Source organism: Paenibacillus sp. FSL F4-0100 (genome assembly GCF_037993005.1).
Classification (GTDB): domain Bacteria; phylum Bacillota; class Bacilli; order Paenibacillales; family Paenibacillaceae; genus Paenibacillus_AQ.
This window is the reverse complement of sequence record NZ_CP150303.1, coordinates 6,090,228-6,112,996: the sequence shown is the minus strand read 5'-3', so window position 1 is coordinate 6,112,996 and position 22,769 is coordinate 6,090,228. Positions and strand designations below refer to the sequence as shown.

Below are 22,769 nucleotides of genomic sequence, written 5' to 3'. Positions count from 1 at the left end.
AGGCAGGGACAATGTAACATGATTCTGAATAATAAAAAAAGCGCCTGGGAAGGGGGTTCCAGGCGCTTTTTAATGTGAGTTTTCATTTAGACTTCGATTTTCTTCTTCGGATGGATTCTTTGATTTTGTGAAGCATAGGTCTGCGGTAAACGTAGAGTAAGATGCGCAGCAAAATATAGAGTATCAATGTAGACAGGATGCTGTTGATGAGAGCGCCGACAAAAAAGTTGACGCCCATATCGCCTAATCTGCCAAAATGATTTGTCTCAATTCGATAATCCGTCTCTGGGACAGGTGCCGAGAGGGCATCTTCGATTTCAAAGGTTTTGGGAAATGTGGTGAAAAGATGCACAAACACCCCGATTCTATAGTTTGTATAGAACAGGATCGGCCATAAGACGGTCCCTGCCGAAGCTGCAAGGAAGGCGGAGGGAACGCTCGCCCGAACCATGCGAGCGAGCAGCGGAGCCAGCAGCAGATCAATGCCAAAGGTTGGATACCAGCAAGGAAAAAAACCTACGGCAAAACCGAGCGCAATTCGATGATCACTATTTTGCATGCGGAGAGTCCGGATAATATAGTATTTCAGTCGTCGAATGTATTTATAAAGCAAAACCGTCTCCTCCTGCACGTACTAAATACAATAATGAAGCGATTCTAATTATTATAGGAAGAACTTTCAAGAATTATATAGTAGTGCTTGTAAACCGTCAATCGACGAAGAAAGAAATGTATGTGTGAGGTATTACTTTGACATGCATAGTAATATGCGTTATATTATACCCATTCCATTCCGTTAAGGAGGTCCGGGTATTTGATTGAATCCTTACATAACAGTGATTTGATACGTGGAAATATTGATACCTTTATTCTGCGCGTGTTATCGGACGGAGATAATTACGGCTATCAGATCATTAAAGAAATTTCGATACGAAGCGGGAATCGATTTGAGCTGAAGGAGCCTACATTGTATTCCAGTCTGAGAAGGTTAGAGAAGCAGGGATTAATCCGTTCCTATTGGGGAGAAGAAACCCAGGGCGGAAGGCGCAAATATTACAACCTCAGCCAGGAGGGACAGAGGCGCTTGCTGCAAAATCAGAAGGAATGGAAGGCTGCGCGCGAGATTATCGATGTTCTGATCGGGAACGGAAAGGAGCTGACAGAGAAGTGACCAACAGGCATGACTTAGAGATCTTTGTGGACCGTCTATTTGCGAATCAACGCAAAACCAAGGAAGTGGTAGAGCTGAAGAATGAGGTTCTCAGCAATTTGGAGGCCCGAGTTACGGATTATATGGAGAACGGCATGGAATATCAATCGGCCATCAGCCTGGCTATTGATAACATCGAAGATATCGAGGCCCTCATTGACGATAATCAAAAAGTTTACAGCTACCGTTTCCGTTATGACCTTGTTCAGAGCGCGCTTATTTATTCCTTGCTGGCCTGGATCGTCACCATCCCGGCCCGATTTTTGCCAAGCGGTATAGGGGTGAACACCCTCCTGCTGTGCGTTGTTGTCTTCACCGGAGCGGTGTATCTTTCCATGTCACGGCATCTGAAACGGTATGAGAAGCAGACAGCTATTATCAATGCAGGCAAATTGGCCAAATGGAGTAAAGGGGCATGGTGGCTGTGGTCGATATTTATCGTAGTTGTATCCATGTACACCTTCGTGGTTCAATACGGCAGTGATCTATGGTTTGGGCGAGCATTGCGGATCGATGGGCCCTATTCGTTCTACGAAACCGTCATGCGATATGCCATCCCGATGACGTCGGTCATAATTCCGCTGCTTATCCAAAAAGCTTGTAAACTAACTCTTCAACTTGAGGTGAATGAACCATGAGCAGAAAAAATTGGCTGATTGTTGCACTGCTGCTTATCGGCGTAGTGGGTATGGCTGCACTGGAGGGATTCATTAAGCCCAGGGCAAATGAACAGGCCATTCAATATGAAGCGGAGCAGAATGATCCGTTGACGCATGATATCCGAAATTCGTTAAGCTTCGCCAGCCCGTATATGGGGAATGCCGGGAACCTGATCAATTTGAATGCTTCGCTTCCCATGCGTGACATCGAACGCACATTTCAGCTCTACCCGGAGGAATTGACGGCCGAGCTCCGATTCCAGGCCAGGGCCGGCGATCTGCAAGAGGAGAAGCTGAAGCAGTTACTGGTTTATAATTCCACTGCAAATTTTGCCATGATTGATAATTTGGAGAAACTGATCTTCGCCTTTGAAGACGAAGCTTTCACCATACGACGGGACGAGGTGCAGTCGTGGTATGGCAACCAGGTTACTCTTGCTTCATTACGGGATGCCGGGACATGGGAGAAGGAGGTTCAATCCCGTCTTGATGATATGAAGTATGTCGGTGATTACGTAGAGAAACTGGTTGAGCGTAAGTTTCTGTAGAGATAAACAGCTTCAGTAGAGATAAAGGGAAGGGGAGTATAGAGATGGGTGCGGAGCGACGCCAATTAAGTCTGGGCGCTTTTCTAATGAATTACGGCCATCATATTGCCGCTTGGCGGCATCCCGGTTCGGCGGGGGTCGGAGCTGTGGATTACGATTTCTATAAGCGCTGCGCTCAAGCAGCCGAACGCGGGAAATTCGATATGGTGTTCCTTGCAGACAACAACTCGATACCGCTGATTGAGGATTTGCGGACGAATGTCAGCTTTCTTCAACCTGAAGCGTTGACCATGCTCAGCAGTCTGGCCGGTGTCACGGAGTATGTTGGATTAGCTGGCACGGCATCTACTACATTCAACGCGCCCTACGCATTGGCAAGGCGCCTGTCCACGCTGGATCATATCAGCGGCGGCAGAGCTGCATGGAATGTGGTGACCTCCACGAAGGATGCGGAGGCACGCAATTTCGGCTCGGCGGAATTAATGGAGCATGGGAAGCGGTATAAACGGGCGGAGGAGTTTCTACAGGTTGTGAAGGAATGTTGGGACAGCTGGGAGGACGATGCCCTTGTGTTGGACCGGCAGAGAGCTGTCTTTGCGGATACGACCCAGATTCATCGGGTTCATCATGAAGGAGAGTTTTTTAAGGTAGAGGGCCCGTTGAACATGCCTAGATCTCCACAAGGCAGGCCCGTTATCATTGAAGCGGGAACCTCGGAAGCGGGAAGAAGGCTGGCGGCCCAAACGGCCGATGTTGTGTTTACGGCCTGCGAGAGTAAAGAAGATGCGATAAGGTATTACCGCGAGTTTAAGGAGTTGCTCAAGGAGTATGGACGGGAAGGGGAAGAGGTGAAGGTTCTGCCGGGCCTGCTGATCTTCCTTGGAGAGACCGAAGCCGAAGCTTTGGCGTATTATCGGACGTTCAGCGAGCTCATCTTGCCGGAAGCAGGGGTGAAATATGTATCGCAATTGCTGAATGCTGATTTGACAGGATATTCGGTAGACGGTCCGCTGCCTGATCTTCCGAGGGAAGGGAACAGCAGCCGAGCGATCATGATTATGGATATGGCTGCAAAATCGGGCAAAAGCATTCTGGAGCTCGGCCGGCATTACGCGGTATCTAGAGGTCATATGACGATGATCGGAACCCCGCAGCAGATTGCCGATCGGATCGAGGATTGGTTTCGAAGCGGGGCTTGCGACGGATTCAACATTATGGCCCCTTTGCTTCCGGGTGGTCTCGAGCAGTTTGTGGAGCGAGTAGTGCCGCTGCTTCAGCAGCGCGGCGTGTTTCGCGAGGACTATACAGGCAGAACGTTACGGGACCATCTCGGTCTCACCCGGCCGGAAATCCAACATTAAAAATAATTGACGGCAAAATTAGACGATGCTATAATCCTACTTAACATATCGGAAATAATAGAATTGATGCACATTCTACCGGACAGCCGGAGATGCATCCTTGGATCAGTTTATGATCCGAGGTGTGTCTTCGGCTGTTTTTTTGTATGAATCTTACGAGGAGGCAGCAATCATGAAGTATAGAGCACTGGGTAGAACCGGAGTTCAAGTGTCGGAGGTGAGTCTGGGGACGATGGCTTTCGGGCGCTGGATTGATGAGAGGGCTTCGGCCGCCGTATTGGATCAGGCACTTGGGTCTGGCATCAATCTCATCGATACGGCTGACGTGTACGGTACCGGTATGGATAACGGGAACGTAAACCAGCTTGGGGAATCGGAAGAAATTCTAGGCAGGCTGCTGAAGGAGCGAAGACAAGATATTCTCCTAGCTACCAAGCTGCATAACCGGATCGGTCCCGGCATTAATGACCAAGGCCAAAGCCGCTATCATATCTACCGTGCGCTGGAGAATAGCCTTGCCCGGCTCCAAACGGATTATATCGATCTGTATCAAGTGCACCGGTTTGATGAGTGTACCCCGCTGGACGAGACGCTCGAGGCGCTTACGGATCTTGTACGTCAGGGCAAAGTCCGCTATATCGGCTGCTCGAACTTTGCGGCTTGGCAGCTGGCCAAAGCTCATGGCATCAGTGCGCTCCACGGTCTGCGCAGGTTCGAGAGCGTACAGCCGGAATACAGTCTCATTACAAGGGATATCGAACGCGAATTAATTCCCTTTGCCCAGTCCGAGCAGGTTGGGGTTATCGTGTACAGCCCGCTCGGACGGGGCATATTGTCCGGGAAGTACCGGGCGGGCGAAGCTCCCCCATCGGACTCGCGCCTGGCTGCAGGCGAACAGAGATTGCAATTGCTGCTGAACCAGCGGCATTCGCTCTCCGTTGTGGAAGCGATCCGGCCACTGGCGGAGCATCGGGGATGGACGCTTCCGCAGTTCGCCCTGAACTGGGTGCTCAGTCGCCCAGGCATCACATCAGCCATTATCGGGGCATCGAAGCCCGAGCATATCACGGATACATTGAAGTATTCGGATGAGCGGCTGTCAGAGGAAGAACTGCAGGAAATCGACCGCTTATCAGAGGAAATTCGCGGATAAAGCAGATATATAACGAAACCATACGGCACGATGATTATCAACCATAACCATTACAGATCAGGAAGGTGACCCAACTATGAGTTCAAAACGTCGTCAATTGCATCTTGGATTGTTTTTATTCGGGACGGGCTATCATCCCGCGGGCTGGAGGCTGCCCGAAGGCAAAACGGACGGTGCCTATGACCCCCAGTTTCTGAAGGAGGTTGCCCAGGAGCTTGAGAAGGCCAAGTTTGATTTCTTCTTTCTGGGGGACCGATTGGCCACGAGCGCAGATATGCAGCATTTATTCCCTTCCCAAATGACGCGGCTGGAGCCGTTTACGATGCTGTCCTATCTGGCTGCGGCAACGGATAAAATCGGTTTGATTGGCACGGTGAACACCACCTATGCGGAGCCGTACAACATCGCACGTTTCACGGCATCCTTGGATCATCTAAGCCAAGGCCGGGCCTCATGGAATGTCGTGACGGGCTCCGATCCGCGGGCCGCGCTGAATTTCAGCCGGGAGAAGCATTGGGATAACGAAAAGCGGTACGACTATGCTGAGGAATTTATCGAGATCGTCAGCGGGCTGTGGGACACCTGGGAGGACGACTCCCTTCCGCGGGACAAGGCAAGCGGTGTGTTCGCCGACGGAAGCAAAGTACACGCTCTGGACCATGTCGGCGAGCACTTCTCCGTCGCCGGGCCGCTGAACATTCTGCGCCCGATACAGGGGCAGCTGCCGCTCATCACAGCTGGAACCTCCCTGCGCAGCCAAATGCTGGCGGCTAAATATTCCGACATGGTCTTCACAGGAACGAATGTGAAGGAAGTTGCCGTCAAATTCTTTAAGGAAGTGAAAGGCCGGCTGCCGGAGTATGGACGGGAAGCTTCGGATTTGAAGGTTCTGCCTGGACTGGTTCCGATCGTGGGCCGGACGGAGGAAGAGGCGCGTGCCAAATATGCGGAGCTGAATGAACTGGTTGTGACCGATTACGATCTGGGTCCACTGTCGGATAAGATCGGGATTGATCTAAGGGGATATCCCCTGGAGGATCCGCTGCCGGATGTATCCGCTTCGGAAACGGCGTTGCACTGGGCCGACCTGGCGAGAAAGGCCAACGGACGCGAGGATATTACGATCAGGGAGCTGTTCTATTTCTTCACCGTCACGGTCCGCGGGCATCTGCTTGTTGTCGGCAGCGCGACGCAAGTGGCGGATATCATCGAGGAATGGTTCCGGGATGAAGCGGCCGATGGATTCAATGTATGCCCGCCTTATATGCCGGGTGGACTGGATCTGTTCCTGGAGCTGGTTGTACCCGAGCTTCAGCGTCGGGGCTTATTTCGTACCGAATATGAAGGCAGCACCTTCCGGGAGCACTTGGGACTAAGCCGTCCGGGGAACCGCTATGATCTGATTGCAAAGGGGTGAGCCTGATGGGAACGAGGAAAGCCAAGAAATTTCGCGGCATCTGGGCGGGGCAGGCGATTTTGCTGCTGATCATACTGGGCATCTGCGAGCTTCTGGTTCGCACGGAGACCGTCAGCAGCTTGTATCTGCCTGCGCCCTCCAAGGTATTCCAAGAGCTGTTCAAACTGTTCGGTGACGGGGAGATTTGGAAGCATCTGTACGTCACGCTGGCCGAATTCGTTGCGGGCTATGGAATTGCGGCACTTGGAGGCCTGGCCGTGGGCATGGCTCTGGTGCTGATTCCTTGGGCGGAGCAGTTCTTCAGGCCCTATCTTTCGGCGCTGATGGCGATTCCAAAGGTGACGATTGTGCCGCTGCTTGCCCTCTGGCTCGGGATCGGGATCACGCATAAAATATCGATTGTGTTCCTATTCTGTTTCTTTACGATCACGGTCAATACGATGACAGGGATTAAGCAGACGGCTGACAACCATCTGAAGGTCGCCCAAGTATTCGAGGCCACGCAGTACCAGACCATCATGAAGGTGATTTTGCCATCGGCTGCGCCGACCATTTTTGCGGGTCTGCGCCTATCGGCTGCAACCGGACTGGTCGGGGCTCTGTTTGGGGAGATGCTGGCGTCGAAGGATGGTCTTGGAAATATTCTCGTGAAGGCAACATCGCTGTATAATACCGCGCAGGCCTTTGCTATTGTAGCGCTGGTTACCGTCGTATCCGTACTTATTATTTCATTAATCGATTTGTTGGAACGCAATGTGTTTTTGAAATGGAAATCATCATAGACCATTGGAAAAAGCATCACTTATAGGGGAGAGATCCATATGACCAGAAGAGGAATACGTTCATACATGATTGCATTTGCAGCGATATGGCTGATCGCCATGACGGCCGGCTGCGCAAGCGGCACGGATAGCGGCAAGGGAGCAGCTCCGTCCACAGTGGGCGGAGAAAACGCTGCGGGAAACCAGCTGGAGAAGATCCGATACGCACCGCTTAGCGGTGCCAGCGGATTGGCGGTGTCCTTCGGGGCGGAGAAGGGATTCTTCGAGGAAGAAGGACTCGACGTCGAGTTTATTACCACCAAGGACCCAATTACTGGCCTGACTAGCAAAGACATCGATGTGGTCGACGTAGCCACAACGACAGCGATTGTAGCTGCAGGCAAGGGCGCCCCCGTCAAAATTGTCTCCTCCATGTTCCGGTCCAAAGGCCCATTCTACCTGATTGCCTCGCCGGAGATCAAGACGGTGGAAGACCTGAAGGGCAAGAAGGTAGGCATCGCTGTGTTTGGCAGCGGGCTGGAGGTATATACACAGGTCATCCTGAAGGAGCATGGATTGAAGCCGGAGGATGTGACCTTCATTGCTAACAGTACGCATCAGGCGGCATACGCGAGTCTGGAAACAGGACAGGTTGATGCCACCATCATCCATGAGCCGTTCGCTTCTCTCGCGGAGAAGCAGGGAAAAGGAAATATCATTGCTACAGGCTGGGATTACCTACCGACCTTCCACACCGGGGTGCTGGCGGCGCGTGAGGGGATTCTGAACGAGAAGCCGGAATTGGTCGAGAAGCTGCTGCGGGCCTATTTTAAATCGCAAGAATATGCGAAGAGCCATCCGGACGAGTATAAGGCTTACTATCTGAAGAACATCGAGATCGATCCCGAGGTGCTGGATCTGGCGCTGGAGCGCGAAGAAGTTCTGTGGGAGAACAACCCGGATGTGGACATCAACGCGCTGAATGACACCCAGCAGATCCAAAAGGAATTGGGCTTCCAGGATGAGATCTACAAGGTGGAGGACATTCTGGACCTACGGTTTATTCCGAAAAAATAAAGTGTGGCAGGAGGAGTTCATATGTCTGGCTTTACGGTGAAAAATGTCTCGATGGTATATGACGGTGATCTTCCTACGATCACGCTTCAAGATATAAGCATGCAAGTCCGAGATGGCGAATTCCTGTGCATCCTTGGGCCGAGCGGCTGCGGGAAAAGCACGCTGCTCGAACTGCTGGCGGGGTTGCAGCTCCCGACGGAAGGCGAGATTTGGCTGGATGACGCGAAGATTAAGGGACCCACCCGGAGCTCGGGGGTTGTGTTCCAGGATGCATCCTTGTATCCATGGCGTACGATCTCGCAGAACGTCGGCCTTGGGCTGGAGCTCGGCGGCATGAAAAAAGCAGAGCGGCAAGCGCTCGTAGACAAATATTTGAATATGGTCGGTCTGCAGGGATTCGGTTCCAAATATCCCCATCATCTGTCGGGAGGCATGCGGCAGCGCGCCGGGATCGCACGGGCGCTTGTGAATAGTCCCAACATCCTCCTGATGGACGAGCCTTTCGGCGCGGTGGACCATCTTACCCGGCTCCAGCTTCAGCAGGATCTGCTCCGCATATGGCAGGAGGAGAAGAAAACGGTGGTGTTTGTTACCCATGATGTATCCGAAGCCGTCTTTCTCGCAGACCGAGTCGTCCTGTTATCTCCGCGTCCTGGGCGTATTCACCATATTTTCGACGTTCCCTATGAGCGTCCGCGCAAGCGGGAGGATGCCAGTCTGCTGAAGATTCAGAACGATATCTACTCGGCGATTTATGACGTGAAGACAGAAGAGGATTTGGAATTTACGATTTAAGAACAGCCGCTTGAAAACAGAAGGGACGTGGAGTTATTGTCAAATCTCGTAAGCAAGGAATGGGTGCTGGAACAGCTGGAGTCGAAACCGGGTCAGCTGGTTATCGCAGATGTCCGATTCAGCCCGGGTGATGCGGGTTACGGCTTTGAGGCTTACCAGCGTGAGCATGTGCCTGGTGCGATATTCGTTGATTTGAAAAAGCATCTGATGGATCTGCCAAGCGAGCATGGCGGCCGGAGTCCGCTCCCGCATCCGGAGGAGCTGGCGCGGCGACTCGGCAAGCTCGGGATCGATGCAAATACGCCTGTCGTTGTCTATGACGGTGACCTCCGCCCGGAAGGAGCGCGGTTATGGTGGATTTTGAAATACTTGGGCCACGGGTCGGCATATATATTGGATGGAGGGTTCGCAAGCTGGAAAGCAGCCGGATATCCGCTTACTTCGGAGGAAAGCGAATTGACGCCTCGTTCTTTCCAGACAAATGTCCAACAGGACTGGCTGGCTGATGTGAACGAGGTGAGGGTGAAGCTTGGCGCAGCCGGCGTGACCCTGCTCGATTCAAGGGACTGGAAGCAGTTCACGGGAGAAACCGCGCCGCTGGATCCGGTGGCCGGACATATTCCGGGAGCGGCGCATGCTTTTTGGAAGGACGGGATGAATGTAGACGGGACACTGAAGGGAGCAGAGCGGCAGCGGGAACGTTTTGCTGGAATTTCTCCCGAGGATGAAGTAATAGTGTACTGCGGCTCGGGGTTGTCGGCTTGTCCGAACGTCCTGGCGTTGCAGGAAGCCGGATACCGCAAGGTGAAGCTGTACGCAGGCAGCTGGAGCGACTGGATCAGCTACAAGGACAATCCGGTAGCCACTGGGAACGTGTAAAGCGGAAGAGCCTGCGTCTGATGTGGGTTCCGGTGATAAAGCGGTGTAGCACATATATGCCTTTGAACTCTCCTTATCTATTCTCCTGTTTTTTCTCCACTAGCGAAACACTATTCAGCGAAAATAAAACATCTTGTAAGAAACAGGAAAAAGGATTATTATATTTTAATGACTGCATAATGTATTTATAGTCATTAAAAGGAGAGGGATTATGCCTAAAATTGTCACCGAACATGAAAAAGATATGGTGAGAGAAGCGATGTTTACACAAGGGATTGAACTGATTCGCAAGAAAGGCGTAAAGCGGATTACAGTAGAGGATATCACCAGTGCGACCCATATCGGCAAAGGTTCCTTTTACTCGTACTACAATTCCAAAGAAGAACTTCTCTATTCGATTATCAAAAAGAGCGAGAGCAGAATGTTTGAGAGAGTGGAGGCCGTATTATCTGAAAACGCAAATTTGAATGAAAGGCTTGTAAAAGTATTAAAGGAAATTTATCTGGCGGCTGACAGTATCGTGCTCTACGTTTCCCCATCGGATATAGAGCTGCTGCTTCGTAAGCTCCCAGCTGAGGTGGCGGACCGGGAAGCGTCAAAATCAAACAACTATTTTAGCAGGACGCTGTCGCTTTGCGGCATTGACGAATCGAGATGCGAAATGGATGTGCTTGCCTATTTAATGAATGCACTCCATTTTGTTGGATCGACAGATATGTCTTTTGGTGAGCGGGGAAGAGAGAAGGCCTTGGATTTACTCGTTCATGCCATTGCCGACTATATGACGGGAGGAGCCGAGCAATGAGAGAATCCTTGGAGAAATACAAACCGTTGTATGGGATTGCCCCTAATGGCTCTGCTCTGCGTAACCCAGGTCCTAACGTTTACCGGAGGACACGATGAGCGTTATATGGATCGTATTAGCCGGGTTGCTCTTATTCACCGTCAGCTTCGTTATGTTTGCCCAGTACAAGAAAAAAAAGATTGCACATCAAATTCGGATCAATCCTATGAGTAATGGCATTGATTGCAGAGAATTCGTAACCATCGGCGGCATTTCGCAATATTTGCATCATCGGGGCGAGGACATGGATAATCCAGTGATGCTGTTTTTGCACGGCGGTCCAGGAGAGCCTATATTGCCGTTTGCCCAAGAGTTTCAGATCCCGTGGGAGAAGCATGTTACGATCGTACATTGGGATCAAAGAAACAGCGGCAAAACCTATTTTAACAATGATCCGAAACAAGTTGCCCCAACAGTTACGGTTGACCGTATCGTTCAGGATACATATGAAATTGTGAACTATTTGAAAGAAAAGTATCACAAAGAGAAGATTATCATTTTGGGGCATTCCTGGGGCTCGGTGTTAGGCAGCCTGTTCAGCAAACAATATCCGGAGCTTGTGCAGGCTTATATCGGCGTTGGGCAGGTTGTGAATATGATGGACAATGAACGCGTCGGCTATGAAAAAGTACTGGAAGCGGCGAAAATGGCCGGAAACGACAACGATTATCGGGATCTTCTTCGTTTGAAGCCTTATCCTCCGCCAGCATTCGATGACGGCATGATCAGGAACCTTATGAAGGTTCGAAAATTCCAAAGAAAATATAGGTTATCGGCTGGTCCAACAACAGAGCTTATCCTCAATGCGTTAGGTTCACCATTTTATACGCTTAAGGATATGAGATATTTTTTCATCTCCGGAGCATTTGGCGAAGGACAGCGCCCTATTTGGGAATATTTATGGGAATCGTTCGATCTGTCGTCTATGGGCGCTGCATTTGATATTCCAGTCTTTTATATTCATGGAGAGCGGGACTGGCAAACCCCCTATCCGCTGGCACAGGAATTTTTTTCGACGATCAAAGCCCCGCTCAAGCTGTTTTACTCCATTCCGGAAGCGGGCCATGTTCCCATGCTGGAGCGGAAGGGGAAATTCAACGAGGCCTTATTTGATATTTTGGAGCGAACGAATGTTACGGCGAATGGCAAGTGAGTCTCTGTACAGGGCTTCCGTTGATACAGGCGGATAGCCAAGCCAGCTTGAGCAACTGGATCAGCTGCAGGGACAATAAGGGAGCAGGGGATAGATAAATACGAAGGTTTGTCGACCAGATCACTGGAGGCACAGCTATGGGGCTGTGTCTTTTTGTTGTTTTTTATCTGATAAAGTCAGGCGCAACAATACCAGGATTCTGCGGCAGCAGGAAACATTCTTATTTTGTGAGGGAGGGATTTCATGTGAAGGGGATGGCCTTCGAATATGCCGAAATGAAGTACTGCATACCTTCGGAGATGGAAAGAAAGGGCGGAATTTGGATTCTCCGTACAGGCCGCAGCATGGCGAAGCCCCATTATTACGTGGGCCCCAAAGTATCCGAAAACTATGCGCTGCATTTTGTTCTAAACGGAAAGATCACACTGGCTTATGGGGATGAGGAGGTCACCTTGTCGGAAGGGGATGTCTTTTGCCTGTTCCCTCATACGAGGTTCAGTTACTGGGAACCGCCCCCCCATTCGGAGCCGACGCTGCGCACGCAGTGGGTCGTCCTGGATGGTGAATTAACCGACAATGCGTTGACCCGGATCGGGTTATCTCCGCGCAAGCCCTTTATTTTTGCCGGGATGAAGGGGGAGCTGCAGGCGGTGCTGAATCAAATATACGGGTGCGTGGATGACGACACCGTTGGTAACGAATTTGGACGACAGAAATGGTTATATCAGCTGTTTGAGCTGCTGGCTGCCGCCACGGTCAGAAAAGGGAGCAAATCGAACTGGCTCGAGCAAAGCGTGTTTTATATGGATTCCCATTACATGGAGGGGATTACGGTTATGGATGTTGTCGAGTATGCCGGCGTACACCGGACGCATCTGTATTGTGAGTTTATCCGGGCGTATGGCATCAGTCCGAGTCATTATTTAATGAAGCTGCGGATGGAGCGGGCAGCGGTGCTACTGACCGAAACCGATGTGTCCGTGACGGAGGCTGCTTTTTCGCTGGGATATTCCAACCTCCACACGTTCTCGAGAGCATTCGCTAAATATTACCGCACGTCGCCTACCTCGTATCGGCAGCAACACGTGCCGGTGCCACTCTAAAGCGAGCTGCCTGTATTACATCCATCTCACATAAAGAGCACCATATTAAGAGCAGCAAGAACAAGCCAGGAACTTCACATTCCAGGCTTGTTCCTGTGGCATCGACAACCTTTAGTCGGTTGTTGCATTTCGTATAAAGGACATGCTGGATTCCCTGACGATGAGCCTCGGTTCGAATTGCACGCGTTCGTATTGGCCGGACTTTTGCTCGCGAAGTCGCTTGAGCAGCAATTCCGTAGCCAGCCGGGCTACTTCATCGCCCATGATAGACACCGAGCTGATCTGAGGCGTCGTGACGGTGGTCCATACATTGTTATCGATGCCGACGACGGCCACATCATCGGGAACCCGGATCTTCAGCTCTTTAAAACGGTTGACGATGCCGATAGCAACCATATCGTTTACCGCATAGATGGCGTCCGGCATATGTTTCAGGCCATAGAAATAGTCCGCGGCACGAACCCCTGTTTCAAACGAGAAATCCTCCCCGAAATAGACAAGCGACGGATCGACTTGCGTCAGCGATTGCTCATATGCCCAATACCGCTCTTCGATTTTATCCTTGGGCGCACCGGCATAGGCGATTCGGGTCCGTCCGATTTTCAGCAGATGCTCCATAACAAGCCTCCCCTCCTGACGTGCGAGGCCTACGATATCGGCTCTATACTCATCTCCCAGCTGTTTCCCGTAATTAATGATCGAGACGGGGAGGCTTGATTTGTTGATCAGGTCGCCCAGTGTTTTCGGATAAGCCAGTGGCATGATAATCAACCCGTCTACGTGCAGCTTCTTGATATCTCTCACGATTTCAAGCTCGTTTCGGGCATTCCCGGCTGTATTGATCTGAACGACCCGATATCCGTGCTGCTTGGCGGTCTGTTCCACCGACCAGGCGATTTCTGGGATGATCGCATTTCGAATGTCAGGCACGGCCAAGGCGATTTGATTCGTCTGCCGCACCTTCAGGCTTTGAGCCGATGTATCCGGACTAAATCCGATTTCTTCGATCACCTGCAAGATCCGTGCTTTCGTTTTCGGACTGATTCCCTTGCTGTTGTTGATGGCTCGGGACACGGTTGCTATTCCAACGCCCGCTTGTTTGGCGACATCTTCAATCGTCACTTTTTTGGGATTCACCATATTCAAAAGTCCTCTCTATATCGGAAACGTTTCCTGTTCTTGTTCTGATTTGAGATCTTAATGGAGCAATATCTATATTATACCATTAAGAATACCTTTAAATCATAGAACAGCTCGACGAAGAAAAGAGGCGCAGGAAGCGTGCTGTATACATTGCTGATAATCACTGAAAAAGAGGAGGAGCTTAGATCTTGGGTTGTCCATGATTTTTCATACATTTTAGTCAATAGTGTTTGACATATTGTCGAAAATGTGACATATTTGATTTCGGAAACGTTTCCTGTTTTGTTTTTATTTTTTCGAACCCATAAGGAGATGAAGACAATGCAAGCATTGCGCTGGCATGGAGTAAAGGATCTGCGTTTGGAGACAATTGCAGAGCCGCAAGCAACGAGTGGAAAAGTGAAAATCAAGGTCGAATGGTGCGGGATTTGTGGTAGTGATCTCCACGAATACGTAGCTGGGCCTATATTTATACCTGAGAATACGCCTCATCCCCTTACCGGAGAACAGGCTCCGGTGGTAATGGGCCATGAATTTTCTGGCCAGGTGGTAGAGGTTGGCGAAGGCGTCACGAAATTCAAGGCTGGTGACCGCGTGGTTGTTGAGCCAGTATTTGCATGTGGAAAATGCGAAGCTTGCAGACAAGGCAAATACAATCTGTGCGAAAAAATGGGCTTTCTCGGCCTTGCCGGCGGTGGCGGCGGATTCTCCGAATATGTAGCTGCGGATGAGCATATGGTTCATAAAATTCCGGACAGCGTCTCCTATGAACAAGGGGCTTTGGTAGAGCCTTCGGCAGTTGCCTTGTATGCCGTACGCCAAAGCCAGCTGAAAGCAGGGGATCGGGCAGTTGTATTCGGTGCGGGGCCGATAGGTCTGCTCGTCATTGAAGCATTGAAGGCAGCAGGGGCATCCGAGATTTATGCCGTGGAGCTGTCTGCTGAGCGTAAACAGAAAGCCGAAGAATTGGGGGCTATCGTCATTGATCCCAAGGCTTACGATGTCGTAGAAGAACTTCATCGTCGCACCGGCACCGGGGTAGATGTGGCATTCGAAGTAACGGGTGTTCCACCTGTACTGAATCAAGCCATCAACTCTACGAAGATCGGCGGACAGATTATGATTGTCAGCATATTCGAAACCTCCGCTCCGATCGTGCCGAATGACATCGTGATGAAGGAGCGTAATATTACCGGAATCATCGGTTATCGCGACGTATTCCCGGCTGTCATTAGCCTGATGGAAAAAGGATTCTTCCCTGCGGATAAGCTGGTAACTCAGCGGATCAAACTGGATGAGATTATTGACCGGGGCTTTGAGGCCTTGCTCAAAGAGAAGAACCAGGTGAAAATCCTGGTGAGCGCTCACTAATATCGCAGCTGCGCTTCGCAGTTGCATAACTTATGAAAGACCGCGAAACGCGGTCTTTTTGCTTTGCGGAATAAAAAGGTTGCCTCCGAGCTGAGTCAGAACAGTGCATAGCACTCGCTCATGTGCGCCAATCAAGCTTTTAGCGCATGACACAAAAGAACGGCGATTTCCTCCTGCATGGACCGGGAGGAGATCGCCGTCTTTTTTTAAAAAAACTGTTCAACTTAATCCTTGATCAGCAAATATATAAAGTAGGGCGCTCCAAGGCAGGAAACGACCAATCCAACCGGGATTTCGGAAGGGGCCATCAGGTTCTTGCCGATCATATCGGCAACAAGCAGCACCAGAGAGCCAAGAAGCGCAGAGACAGGCAGCATTCCCTGATGACGGGGACCCACCAGCTTACGCGCCAGATGCGGAGCAACCAGTCCAAGAAACGCGATGCCGCCGCCTACGGCCACGCAGGCGCCAGCCAAGGCAACGGAGATGAACAGCAGCGTTCTTCGCTCGCGTTCTACCGTGACCCCAAGTCCCGCTGCCGTGTGGTCCCCCAGGTTGAGCACATTCAAATGTTGCGATTTATACACCGCCCAGGGAATCAGCAGAAGAATCCACGGAAGGATCGCAACGACATATTCCCAGCTTGCTCCCCATATGCTTCCGGACAGCCAGATGGTGGCCTGCATGAAATTGTTGGGGTCCATCATGAGCTGAAACACGATAATAAGCGCTCCGAAGGCCGCGTTGATGCCAATCCCCACTAAAACAAGCCGAATCGGCGTCACGCCTTGCTTCCAGGCTATTGAATATATGAGAAAGGCAGCGAGAAATGCCCCAAATAGCGCGGCAAAAGGCATGATATAGACGGACCATATGCCGGAACTGAACGAGCTGCCTTGAAAATAAAAGATATACAGCACGACAGCCAGTCCTGCTCCGGAATTAATGCCGAGAATGCCCGGGTCTGCCAGCGCGTTCCGCGAAACACTCTGTAGAATAGCGCCGGAGACGGCGATTCCCGCACCGATCAGAATGGCAATGACCATGCGGGGTAAACGAAAGTGCATTAGAACGGTATAATTCTGCTCAGATCCTGTTCCGTTGAACGCTTTAATGACCTCAGCGAGCGGGATTTTCATCGTTCCCATATTCAGGCTGACCAGAAACACGGCTAATATGGCCAGCAGCAGAATCATCGACACGGACATCACTTTTCTTGTTGTATTCATCGTTACAGTCCCCTCCCTTCGCGTCGTGCAAGATAGAGGAAGAAGGGAACGCCGATGATCGCCGTAATCGCACCGACAGGCGTCTCGAACGGAGGGTTGATCATCCGCGCCCCCACATCGGCAAACACCAGCAAAAGTGCTCCCATGACAGCGGAGCAAGGGATGATCAGTCGATAGTCGGGACCTACGATGAAGCGAACGATATGCGGGATGACAAGCCCCACGAATCCGATCGTTCCGCCCACAGCTACCGCTGCGCCCGTGAGGAGCAGCACAACAAGCGTGCCCAGGAACTTCACGGTTCCCGTTTTTTGGCCAAGCCCGGTAGCGACCTCCTCGCCCAGGCTCATGACGGTAATGGATCTGCTGAGTGCCAATGCAATCAGCAAACCGATGATGGAGACGGGGATCAGGAGCTGCACGTTTACCCATTGCACGCCCGACACGCCTCCGGCATACCAGAAGCTGATATCCTTGGCAACGTTAAAGCGGATGGCAATGGCTGAGGAAATCGAGCTGAGGAGCGCGGTTACGGCAGATCCGGCCAGCGCCAGCTTGACTGGCGTCAGGCCCCGTTTGGATAACGAGCCGATGAGAAGCACGAGTCCGGCCCCAAGGCCCGCACCGGCAAAAGATAGCAGCATGAGCACGGTGTTGGACGGCGACTCCATAAAGGCAAACCCAATCGACATCATGAAAGTGGCACCTGCGGTGACTCCCATAATGGAAGGGGAAGCGAGCGCGTTCCTTGTCATCCCCTGCATGATGGCTCCCGAAACAGCCAAGGAACCGCCGATCAGCGCAGCTGCCAAGGCCCTCGGCATGCGCAGTCTCTGGATAATCTGGTGCGAGGTGGAATGGGCATCGAATCGAACAAACGCCTCCCATATGGTGGATAATTTAATATTCGAAGCGCCATAGATAATTGAGGATGCCATCGCGGCAGCCAGCAGACCAAGCCCCAGCAGAATGACGGCCGCGGCCGTCTTGGGGCGGTAGATGGATTTTTCGGTTGTTTTGTTCATGGGCTGATTTGCTTGCATAGTCACCTAAACCTTCATGTTGATAAAAAATTTTAAATAACGTATTGTAATTGAGAATGAATTTCATTATCATGGTTATTATTATATCACTTCATCCTAAGATTGCTAGTGATCTAGGCAGAAAAAATATACATAAGGGGGATCTGTAACAATGAATCGGTTCAAGAAAAAAATATGGATAATCGCAGGACTATTGGCAGCTTTCACGCTGCTTGCAGCTTGTGGAAATAGCAAGGAAGCAGCCGGGAACGAGCCAACGGAGGCCCAAGCGCCAAGTGACCAGAACAACGGCACCGAAGCCAAGCCGGACGAAGGAAGCACAGAAGCCAAGACAGAACGCACATTGACAGACGCTATGGGCCATGAGGTAAAAATTCCGGCGGAGCCGAAACGAGTGATAGCTTCTTACTTGGAGGATAACCTGGTGGCATTGGGTATTACTCCGATCGCGCAGTGGTCGGTCAAAGGCGGAAGCGTCCAGGATTATCTGCAGGACTCATTGAAGGATGTGCCTACGATTGAGCATGATCTTCCCTTTGAAGCGGTAGCGAGCTTCCAGCCGGATCTATTGATCATGGACTCGGCATCCATGGTAGAAGGCAACAAGTACAGCCAATACGAGAAGATTGCTCCAACCTACGTCATCGGCAATGAGGTCAATAACGATTGGCGCGAAGAGCTGAAGAAAGTGGGAGAAATCTTTGGCATGGAGGAGGAAGCGCAAGCGGCTCTCGATAAATACGAGCAGAAGGCAAAGGATGCCAAGGAGAAAATCCAGCAATCGATCGGCGGTGAATCTGCTGCAGCGATTTGGCTTGTCGGCGGTAAATTGTTCGTCGTTAGCGAGACGTTGTCCAGCGGAGCCGTCATGTACGGTGACTTGGGTCTCACTGTTCCGAATGTGGTGAAGGAAATCTCGGCATCGGCTACGGGCAACTGGTCATCCATTTCCCTGGAGAAATTGGCGGAACTCGACGCGGATCATTTGTTCTTTATTAACAGTGACGGGGATGGGGCTGAGGTGCTCCAAGATCCGCTCTGGGCGAATATTCCGGCGGTTAAGAATGGGAACATCTACGAATATGGCAAAGATACAAGCTGGTTGTATACCGGCACGATTGCCAACAGCCAGATCATTGATAACGTGCTGGAAAGTTTGATGAAATAAACGGTAACAGATTGAAACATGCATGCAGCCGTCTTGCCGGTGTTTATCGGGAGGCGGTTTTTTGTATGCATACGAATCTGGGGCAGGGATTGGATGTGAAATTCAGCAGGAAAACGCGGGCTCTCACAGAACTAGTTAGCGAGGTGGGGAATGTTTATGCCAGAATATACGCTGGATTTACTAAGTCTGCAGGCCAAGCTGCACAGATATTGCTTACATGTGACCAGGGACCCGTGGGATGCGGATGATCTTTTGCAAGATGTCATCCTGAAGGTCATGCGGGCTGTGGATACTCATCCTGCTAGGCAGCTATCCAATGCCTATTTATATCGAATAGCAAGCAACGCTTGGAAGGATCGATTGAAGAAGGACAGGACCCGCATGAGTGTTGCCGAGGACGAGTTGTGGGATAGACCGGGCGACGACGGCGGTTTAACGACAAGGGAACTGTTAGAGACCTTGGCGAACCGTTTATCTCCGCGGGCGATGGTCATTTTACTGCTTATGGATGTATTTGATTTCACAGCGAGGGAAACGGCTGAATTCCTGTCTATGACGGAAGGAGCCGTACAGGTGTCCCTCGGGCGTGCACGGACAAGGCTTAAAAAACTGGCATGTTTACAGCAATCAGGCGTTGAACCTGAGACGCGGGAGAATATCAATGCTGGTACAGCCGCTGGGCTGGATCTGGACGTACTAGTGGATGCCTTTTGTAGAAGGGATCCGAAGGCCATATGTGCCTCATACCTCCAATTGACGAAGATGCGGATAAGAATCAGCAAATTGAGCTGGGTCCGTGGAATCCTTGCTTTTTATATGGAAGATCCTGACGGAAATGTGTGGCTGATCACGGAGTGAAATTTTTTTTAGACCTATGTTTGGTTTCGGTTCAAAATATCGTTTCTTTATTGTGTTGGAATTAAAAAAATCCAGATATAAGAGGAGGATGGAGAATGATGAGCAGACCCCCATTGTATGGTGTGGGTATCTTTGTGCCGGTGAGTGATCTGAAGCGTTCGACGGCATGGTATACGGAAATGCTAGGCCTTGAAGTGATTCATCAAGATGAACCCGACGCTATTGTGATGAGAATGAACGATGAGAAAGTGAGTTTCTGTCTGGTAAGGTCCTATGAGGTGAAGCAGCCGGTTTTTCCTAAGAATGATTATGGTGTAGGACAATATTTCAATATTCATACCACGGATGTGAGCGGAATTCATCAGCAATTGAAGGCTAAGGGAGCTGTTGTGGGTGAGATTGAGGATTTTGATGGGTTTAAAGGGTTCTCGCTGACGGATCCCGATGGTAACCGGTACGGAGTAACAGAGTAACAGAACTAGGGAATAGAAGTGTTATAACTGATATGGCCTTTCCTTAAAGAATCGGATATCGAAATAGCAAAACACCCATCACAATGCTTTCGCAAGGATGGGTATTTTGGTTTGGTAGTTTATGCAACGCCTCGGCACCATCAATCAGGGCTAACTTATGCGATCAGACCTGGGAAAGACGTTATGTAATTCCAGTGCCCAGCATAATTAATTATGGTGTCTTGCTGCTGCGGGAACTTTGTTATTCTTGATCCCGGCAGTTCTCCTCGGCGGCCGAAGTAAACTCTTCTTCGTTCTCGGAAGCAAGCTTATCTCCGTATTGGTCCAATCGCTCAGGACTGCTGGATGGCCCGTCGTTCTTAGGTTTGTTGTTTCTGCCTGCCATGTTGTGCACCTCCTTATATAGGGTTCTTCATCGATTGCGGGCGTGCGGACTGCCGCACTTCGCGTACCCTTATGTTGTTCCTGATTTTGCATGGGATTATGCACGTAACCTCAACTTCGCTTCATGAAATTATGATGAAAGAATGGAGTTGCCTTGTCCGTTCCGGTCGTGACATGATACCATAATAGAATTTAGAAGATTCATAGATGATGCTTACTGCACGATATGGATATCATGGAGGTTGCTATATGAAGTTAGTGTCTTGGAATGTCAACGGCTTACGGGCCTGTGTAACGAAGGGCTTTATGGATTATTTTCAACAGGCGGATGCCGATATATTTTGCGTGCAGGAGACGAAGCTGCAAGCCGGGCAAATTGAGCTTGATTTGGGGCCGGAGTATCAACAATATTGGAATTATGCAGAGAAGAAGGGATATTCGGGAACGGCGATATTTACGAAAATCGCACCACTGTCCGTACGCTATGGTTTGGAGGAAGACAGCGAACCAGAGGGCAGAGTGATCACCCTGGAGTTTGAGGACTTCTATCTGGTGAACGTATATACGCCGAATGCGAAGCGTGACCTGAGCAGGCTGGATTATCGGCTGGAGTGGGAGGAACGGTTCCGTGCTTACTTGCTTCAGCTCGACGAACGCAAACCCGTGATCGTATGCGGTGATTTGAATGTGGCCCATCAGGAAATTGATCTGAAGAATGCCAAATCCAATCAGGGCAATTCCGGCTTCACGCTGGAAGAGCGCGGCAAAATGACCGATCTGCTGGCAGCGGGCTTTATCGATTCCTTCCGTTACTTCTACCCGGACCGGAGTGATGTATACAGCTGGTGGTCGTATATGGCCAAGGTGAGGGAGCGGAATATCGGCTGGCGCATCGATTATTTTCTGACGTCAACCCGTTTAACCGAGAAGTTGAAGGATGCCGAGATTGACTGCCATGTAATGGGCAGTGATCATTGCCCGGTGAGTTTGACGCTTAGCGAGTCACTACGTTAATACCGATTTTTCTAAAAAAGCCAACCGGAGAGCAGGGGGACTGGATAACGGTCACGACCCTATTTGCCGGTTGGCTTTTATATTCGGGAGCAAAGGTGGCGTTTACCCAATCTGATGTTTCAGCTTGTCCAGGAAGATCGACGCCGGCTTCGACAGATGGTGCGTTCCGGGCTGTACCCACCCGAATGAGGAGGCAGCGTGGCCCGGGGGCATCTCCAGCTCCAGCGTTACGATGTTTCCCGAAGGTATGGGAGTGAAGCTGGAGAAGGACAAATCGACCCCCACCGTGACCGCTACATTCTCTTCGACGACCTTCTGTATGACCCTCGTCTGGTTGGTTGAGAAGAGCAGATCCATTTCCCCGTACTGCTCCTCGAATACATCCATCAGTTTGAACAGACTGTCATCCTTGTAGAGAACCAAGGGGTACTTACGCAGTTCTTCCGGCGTGATCGATTGCCGCATGGCGAGTGGAGATTGACGGCTGACTCCGACCACGAATTTGCTCTCCAGCAGCTTGCCGAAATGGAGGCCGCGGTGTTGATGAATGATGGAATCATCGACAAAAATCAAACCGATATCCGCATGATTTTGTTTGATATCCTCAATAATATCAAGAGTCGCTTTTTCCGTGATTTCGAGTTTGATTTGGGGAAAGTCTTTTTTGAACTGAATAATGGCATCGATGGACAGCGTTAAGGGTACCGGAACGGTAGCAATCCGCAAAGATCCGCTCAGGAGGTTGGAATATCCTTCGGCCTCCGATTTCAGCTCCTGAAATTGTTCCAAAATGGCATAGGCTTTCTGGAGAATTCGCTGGCCCTCGGCTGTGGGTACGGCACCAAGCCGCGATCGGGTAAACAAGGAGAAACCGAACTCGGCTTCCAGGCTGGACACCGCTTGGCTGACGGCGGAAAGGGTAACGTTGCAATTCTGGGCTGCTTTGGTTAATGATCCTGCCTTGGCCGTCTCCACGATATATTCCAGTTGTTCAAGATTCATATGACCTCATCCTTAATCTATAGTTAAGTAATATTAATTAGGTTTAAATTTACTTAAATATAACGCAGCGTTACAATGAACACAAGGACATTGACACACAATGTTCAAAGAATAACGCTATTTT

24 protein-coding genes are annotated in these 22,769 nt (G+C 50.6%); 18 read left to right on the top strand and 6 right to left on the bottom strand.

All coding sequences use genetic code 11. From position 1 onward, the window contains the following. Nucleotides 1–82 precede the first annotated feature (82 nt). On the bottom strand, nucleotides 83–613 hold the full coding sequence (locus tag MHH48_RS27670) for a DUF2062 domain-containing protein (RefSeq protein WP_076324426.1): 531 nt from the start codon (nucleotides 611–613) through the stop codon (nucleotides 83–85). 201 nt (nucleotides 614–814) lie between these two features. Between MHH48_RS27670 and MHH48_RS27665 the strand changes: the two genes are divergently transcribed. From MHH48_RS27665 to MHH48_RS27605, 13 genes are all read left to right on the top strand, one after another. Beyond that, the gene (locus tag MHH48_RS27665) at nucleotides 815–1,171 is read left to right on the top strand and encodes a PadR family transcriptional regulator (protein WP_076324425.1); all 357 of its coding nucleotides are present in this window, start codon (nucleotides 815–817) and stop codon (nucleotides 1,169–1,171) included. Beyond that, nucleotides 1,168–1,848: a permease prefix domain 1-containing protein gene (locus MHH48_RS27660; RefSeq protein WP_076324424.1), complete on the top strand. Its 681-nt coding sequence runs from the start codon at nucleotides 1,168–1,170 to the stop codon at nucleotides 1,846–1,848. Before MHH48_RS27665 ends, MHH48_RS27660 begins: the two co-directional genes overlap by 4 nt. Further along, a complete protein-coding gene (locus MHH48_RS27655) occupies nucleotides 1,845–2,417 on the top strand; it encodes a DUF4825 domain-containing protein (RefSeq protein ID WP_076324423.1) in 573 nt (190 codons plus the stop codon). Before MHH48_RS27660 ends, MHH48_RS27655 begins: the two co-directional genes overlap by 4 nt. 44 nt (nucleotides 2,418–2,461) lie before the next feature. Beyond that, entirely contained in the window at nucleotides 2,462–3,778 is a 1,317-nt protein-coding gene (locus MHH48_RS27650) for an LLM class flavin-dependent oxidoreductase (RefSeq protein ID WP_076324422.1), read from the top strand. A 172-nt stretch (nucleotides 3,779–3,950) separates the two neighbouring features. Then, nucleotides 3,951–4,931: an aldo/keto reductase gene (locus tag MHH48_RS27645; RefSeq protein ID WP_076324421.1), complete on the top strand. Its 981-nt coding sequence runs from the start codon at nucleotides 3,951–3,953 to the stop codon at nucleotides 4,929–4,931. Between the two features lie 76 nt (nucleotides 4,932–5,007). After that, the gene (locus MHH48_RS27640; RefSeq protein ID WP_076324420.1) at nucleotides 5,008–6,348 is read left to right on the top strand and encodes an LLM class flavin-dependent oxidoreductase; all 1,341 of its coding nucleotides are present in this window, start codon (nucleotides 5,008–5,010) and stop codon (nucleotides 6,346–6,348) included. A gap of 5 nt (nucleotides 6,349–6,353) precedes the next feature. Then, a complete protein-coding gene (locus MHH48_RS27635; protein ID WP_076324419.1) occupies nucleotides 6,354–7,130 on the top strand; it encodes an ABC transporter permease in 777 nt (258 codons plus the stop codon). Between the two features lie 39 nt (nucleotides 7,131–7,169). Beyond that, entirely contained in the window at nucleotides 7,170–8,186 is a 1,017-nt protein-coding gene (locus MHH48_RS27630; protein ID WP_076324418.1) for an ABC transporter substrate-binding protein, read from the top strand. Nucleotides 8,187–8,207: 21 nt separating this feature from the next. Next, a complete protein-coding gene (locus MHH48_RS27625; RefSeq protein ID WP_076324417.1) occupies nucleotides 8,208–8,981 on the top strand; it encodes an ABC transporter ATP-binding protein in 774 nt (257 codons plus the stop codon). 36 nt (nucleotides 8,982–9,017) lie between these two features. After that, a complete protein-coding gene (locus MHH48_RS27620) occupies nucleotides 9,018–9,860 on the top strand; it encodes a sulfurtransferase (protein WP_076324416.1) in 843 nt (280 codons plus the stop codon). Between the two features lie 211 nt (nucleotides 9,861–10,071). Then, nucleotides 10,072–10,665, top strand: coding sequence for a TetR/AcrR family transcriptional regulator (locus MHH48_RS27615; RefSeq protein ID WP_076324415.1), 594 nt, complete (start codon nucleotides 10,072–10,074; stop codon nucleotides 10,663–10,665). Nucleotides 10,666–10,759: 94 nt separating this feature from the next. Next, complete coding sequence (locus tag MHH48_RS27610; protein WP_083659759.1) at nucleotides 10,760–11,857, top strand: alpha/beta hydrolase; 1,098 nt, start codon at nucleotides 10,760–10,762, stop codon at nucleotides 11,855–11,857. A 254-nt stretch (nucleotides 11,858–12,111) separates the two neighbouring features. Then, complete coding sequence (locus MHH48_RS27605) at nucleotides 12,112–12,960, top strand: AraC family transcriptional regulator (RefSeq protein ID WP_256720709.1); 849 nt, start codon at nucleotides 12,112–12,114, stop codon at nucleotides 12,958–12,960. 111 nt (nucleotides 12,961–13,071) lie between these two features. Here the strand turns inward: MHH48_RS27605 and MHH48_RS27600 are convergent, their stop codons facing one another. Then, nucleotides 13,072–14,100: a LacI family DNA-binding transcriptional regulator gene (locus MHH48_RS27600; RefSeq protein ID WP_076324414.1), complete on the bottom strand. Its 1,029-nt coding sequence runs from the start codon at nucleotides 14,098–14,100 to the stop codon at nucleotides 13,072–13,074. A gap of 324 nt (nucleotides 14,101–14,424) precedes the next feature. Between MHH48_RS27600 and MHH48_RS27595 the strand changes: the two genes are divergently transcribed. Further along, nucleotides 14,425–15,474 carry a 2,3-butanediol dehydrogenase gene (locus tag MHH48_RS27595; RefSeq protein ID WP_076324413.1) on the top strand — a complete coding sequence of 350 codons (1,050 nt, stop codon included), beginning with the start codon at nucleotides 14,425–14,427 and terminating at the stop codon, nucleotides 15,472–15,474. A 224-nt stretch (nucleotides 15,475–15,698) separates the two neighbouring features. Here the strand turns inward: MHH48_RS27595 and MHH48_RS27590 are convergent, their stop codons facing one another. Both MHH48_RS27590 and MHH48_RS27585 read right to left on the bottom strand, forming a co-directional pair. After that, complete coding sequence (locus MHH48_RS27590; protein ID WP_076324412.1) at nucleotides 15,699–16,703, bottom strand: iron ABC transporter permease; 1,005 nt, start codon at nucleotides 16,701–16,703, stop codon at nucleotides 15,699–15,701. A 2-nt stretch (nucleotides 16,704–16,705) separates the two neighbouring features. Then, on the bottom strand, nucleotides 16,706–17,728 hold the full coding sequence (locus tag MHH48_RS27585; RefSeq protein WP_256720708.1) for an iron ABC transporter permease: 1,023 nt from the start codon (nucleotides 17,726–17,728) through the stop codon (nucleotides 16,706–16,708). Between the two features lie 169 nt (nucleotides 17,729–17,897). Here MHH48_RS27585 and MHH48_RS27580 point away from each other — a divergent pair, with 169 nt between their 5' ends. The 3 genes from MHH48_RS27580 (at nucleotide 17,898) to MHH48_RS27570 (ending at nucleotide 20,245) form a co-directional block, all read left to right on the top strand. Next, entirely contained in the window at nucleotides 17,898–18,914 is a 1,017-nt protein-coding gene (locus MHH48_RS27580) for an iron-hydroxamate ABC transporter substrate-binding protein (RefSeq protein ID WP_076324410.1), read from the top strand. 156 nt (nucleotides 18,915–19,070) lie between these two features. Next, the gene (locus tag MHH48_RS27575; protein WP_076324409.1) at nucleotides 19,071–19,772 is read left to right on the top strand and encodes an RNA polymerase sigma factor; all 702 of its coding nucleotides are present in this window, start codon (nucleotides 19,071–19,073) and stop codon (nucleotides 19,770–19,772) included. A 95-nt stretch (nucleotides 19,773–19,867) separates the two neighbouring features. Continuing rightward, nucleotides 19,868–20,245, top strand: coding sequence for a VOC family protein (locus MHH48_RS27570; protein ID WP_256720702.1), 378 nt, complete (start codon nucleotides 19,868–19,870; stop codon nucleotides 20,243–20,245). Between the two features lie 241 nt (nucleotides 20,246–20,486). On the opposite strand, the gene MHH48_RS27565 is transcribed toward MHH48_RS27570, so the two are convergent. Then, nucleotides 20,487–20,630 (bottom strand): hypothetical protein, encoded by a 144-nt coding sequence (locus MHH48_RS27565; RefSeq protein WP_179090678.1) that lies wholly within the window; start codon nucleotides 20,628–20,630, stop codon nucleotides 20,487–20,489. Nucleotides 20,631–20,878: 248 nt separating this feature from the next. Here MHH48_RS27565 and MHH48_RS27560 point away from each other — a divergent pair, with 248 nt between their 5' ends. Further along, nucleotides 20,879–21,643 (top strand): exodeoxyribonuclease III, encoded by a 765-nt coding sequence (locus tag MHH48_RS27560; protein ID WP_076324408.1) that lies wholly within the window; start codon nucleotides 20,879–20,881, stop codon nucleotides 21,641–21,643. 102 nt (nucleotides 21,644–21,745) lie between these two features. Here the strand turns inward: MHH48_RS27560 and MHH48_RS27555 are convergent, their stop codons facing one another. Next, complete coding sequence (locus MHH48_RS27555; RefSeq protein ID WP_076324407.1) at nucleotides 21,746–22,645, bottom strand: LysR family transcriptional regulator; 900 nt, start codon at nucleotides 22,643–22,645, stop codon at nucleotides 21,746–21,748. Between the last annotated feature and the right edge of the window lie 124 nt (nucleotides 22,646–22,769).

Coding starts and splice junctions, on each gene's coding strand:
- MHH48_RS27595 (WP_076324413.1), top strand. CDS start 14,425: ATGCAAGCATTGCGCTGGCATGGAGTAAAGGATCTGCGTTTGGAGACA.
- MHH48_RS27645 (WP_076324421.1), top strand. CDS start 3,951: ATGAAGTATAGAGCACTGGGTAGAACCGGAGTTCAAGTGTCGGAGGTG.
- MHH48_RS27615 (WP_076324415.1), top strand. CDS start 10,072: ATGCCTAAAATTGTCACCGAACATGAAAAAGATATGGTGAGAGAAGCG.
- MHH48_RS27600 (WP_076324414.1), bottom strand. CDS start 14,100: ATGGTGAATCCCAAAAAAGTGACGATTGAAGATGTCGCCAAACAAGCG.
- MHH48_RS27655 (WP_076324423.1), top strand. CDS start 1,845: ATGAGCAGAAAAAATTGGCTGATTGTTGCACTGCTGCTTATCGGCGTA.
- MHH48_RS27585 (WP_256720708.1), bottom strand. CDS start 17,728: ATGAACAAAACAACCGAAAAATCCATCTACCGCCCCAAGACGGCCGCG.
- MHH48_RS27565 (WP_179090678.1), bottom strand. CDS start 20,630: ATGGCAGGCAGAAACAACAAACCTAAGAACGACGGGCCATCCAGCAGT.
- MHH48_RS27650 (WP_076324422.1), top strand. CDS start 2,462: ATGGGTGCGGAGCGACGCCAATTAAGTCTGGGCGCTTTTCTAATGAAT.
- MHH48_RS27640 (WP_076324420.1), top strand. CDS start 5,008: ATGAGTTCAAAACGTCGTCAATTGCATCTTGGATTGTTTTTATTCGGG.
- MHH48_RS27570 (WP_256720702.1), top strand. CDS start 19,868: ATGATGAGCAGACCCCCATTGTATGGTGTGGGTATCTTTGTGCCGGTG.
- MHH48_RS27575 (WP_076324409.1), top strand. CDS start 19,071: ATGCCAGAATATACGCTGGATTTACTAAGTCTGCAGGCCAAGCTGCAC.
- MHH48_RS27635 (WP_076324419.1), top strand. CDS start 6,354: ATGGGAACGAGGAAAGCCAAGAAATTTCGCGGCATCTGGGCGGGGCAG.
- MHH48_RS27610 (WP_083659759.1), top strand. CDS start 10,760: ATGAGCGTTATATGGATCGTATTAGCCGGGTTGCTCTTATTCACCGTC.
- MHH48_RS27555 (WP_076324407.1), bottom strand. CDS start 22,645: ATGAATCTTGAACAACTGGAATATATCGTGGAGACGGCCAAGGCAGGA.
- MHH48_RS27630 (WP_076324418.1), top strand. CDS start 7,170: ATGACCAGAAGAGGAATACGTTCATACATGATTGCATTTGCAGCGATA.
- MHH48_RS27560 (WP_076324408.1), top strand. CDS start 20,879: ATGAAGTTAGTGTCTTGGAATGTCAACGGCTTACGGGCCTGTGTAACG.
- MHH48_RS27625 (WP_076324417.1), top strand. CDS start 8,208: ATGTCTGGCTTTACGGTGAAAAATGTCTCGATGGTATATGACGGTGAT.
- MHH48_RS27605 (WP_256720709.1), top strand. CDS start 12,112: ATGGCCTTCGAATATGCCGAAATGAAGTACTGCATACCTTCGGAGATG.
- MHH48_RS27580 (WP_076324410.1), top strand. CDS start 17,898: ATGAATCGGTTCAAGAAAAAAATATGGATAATCGCAGGACTATTGGCA.
- MHH48_RS27590 (WP_076324412.1), bottom strand. CDS start 16,703: ATGAATACAACAAGAAAAGTGATGTCCGTGTCGATGATTCTGCTGCTG.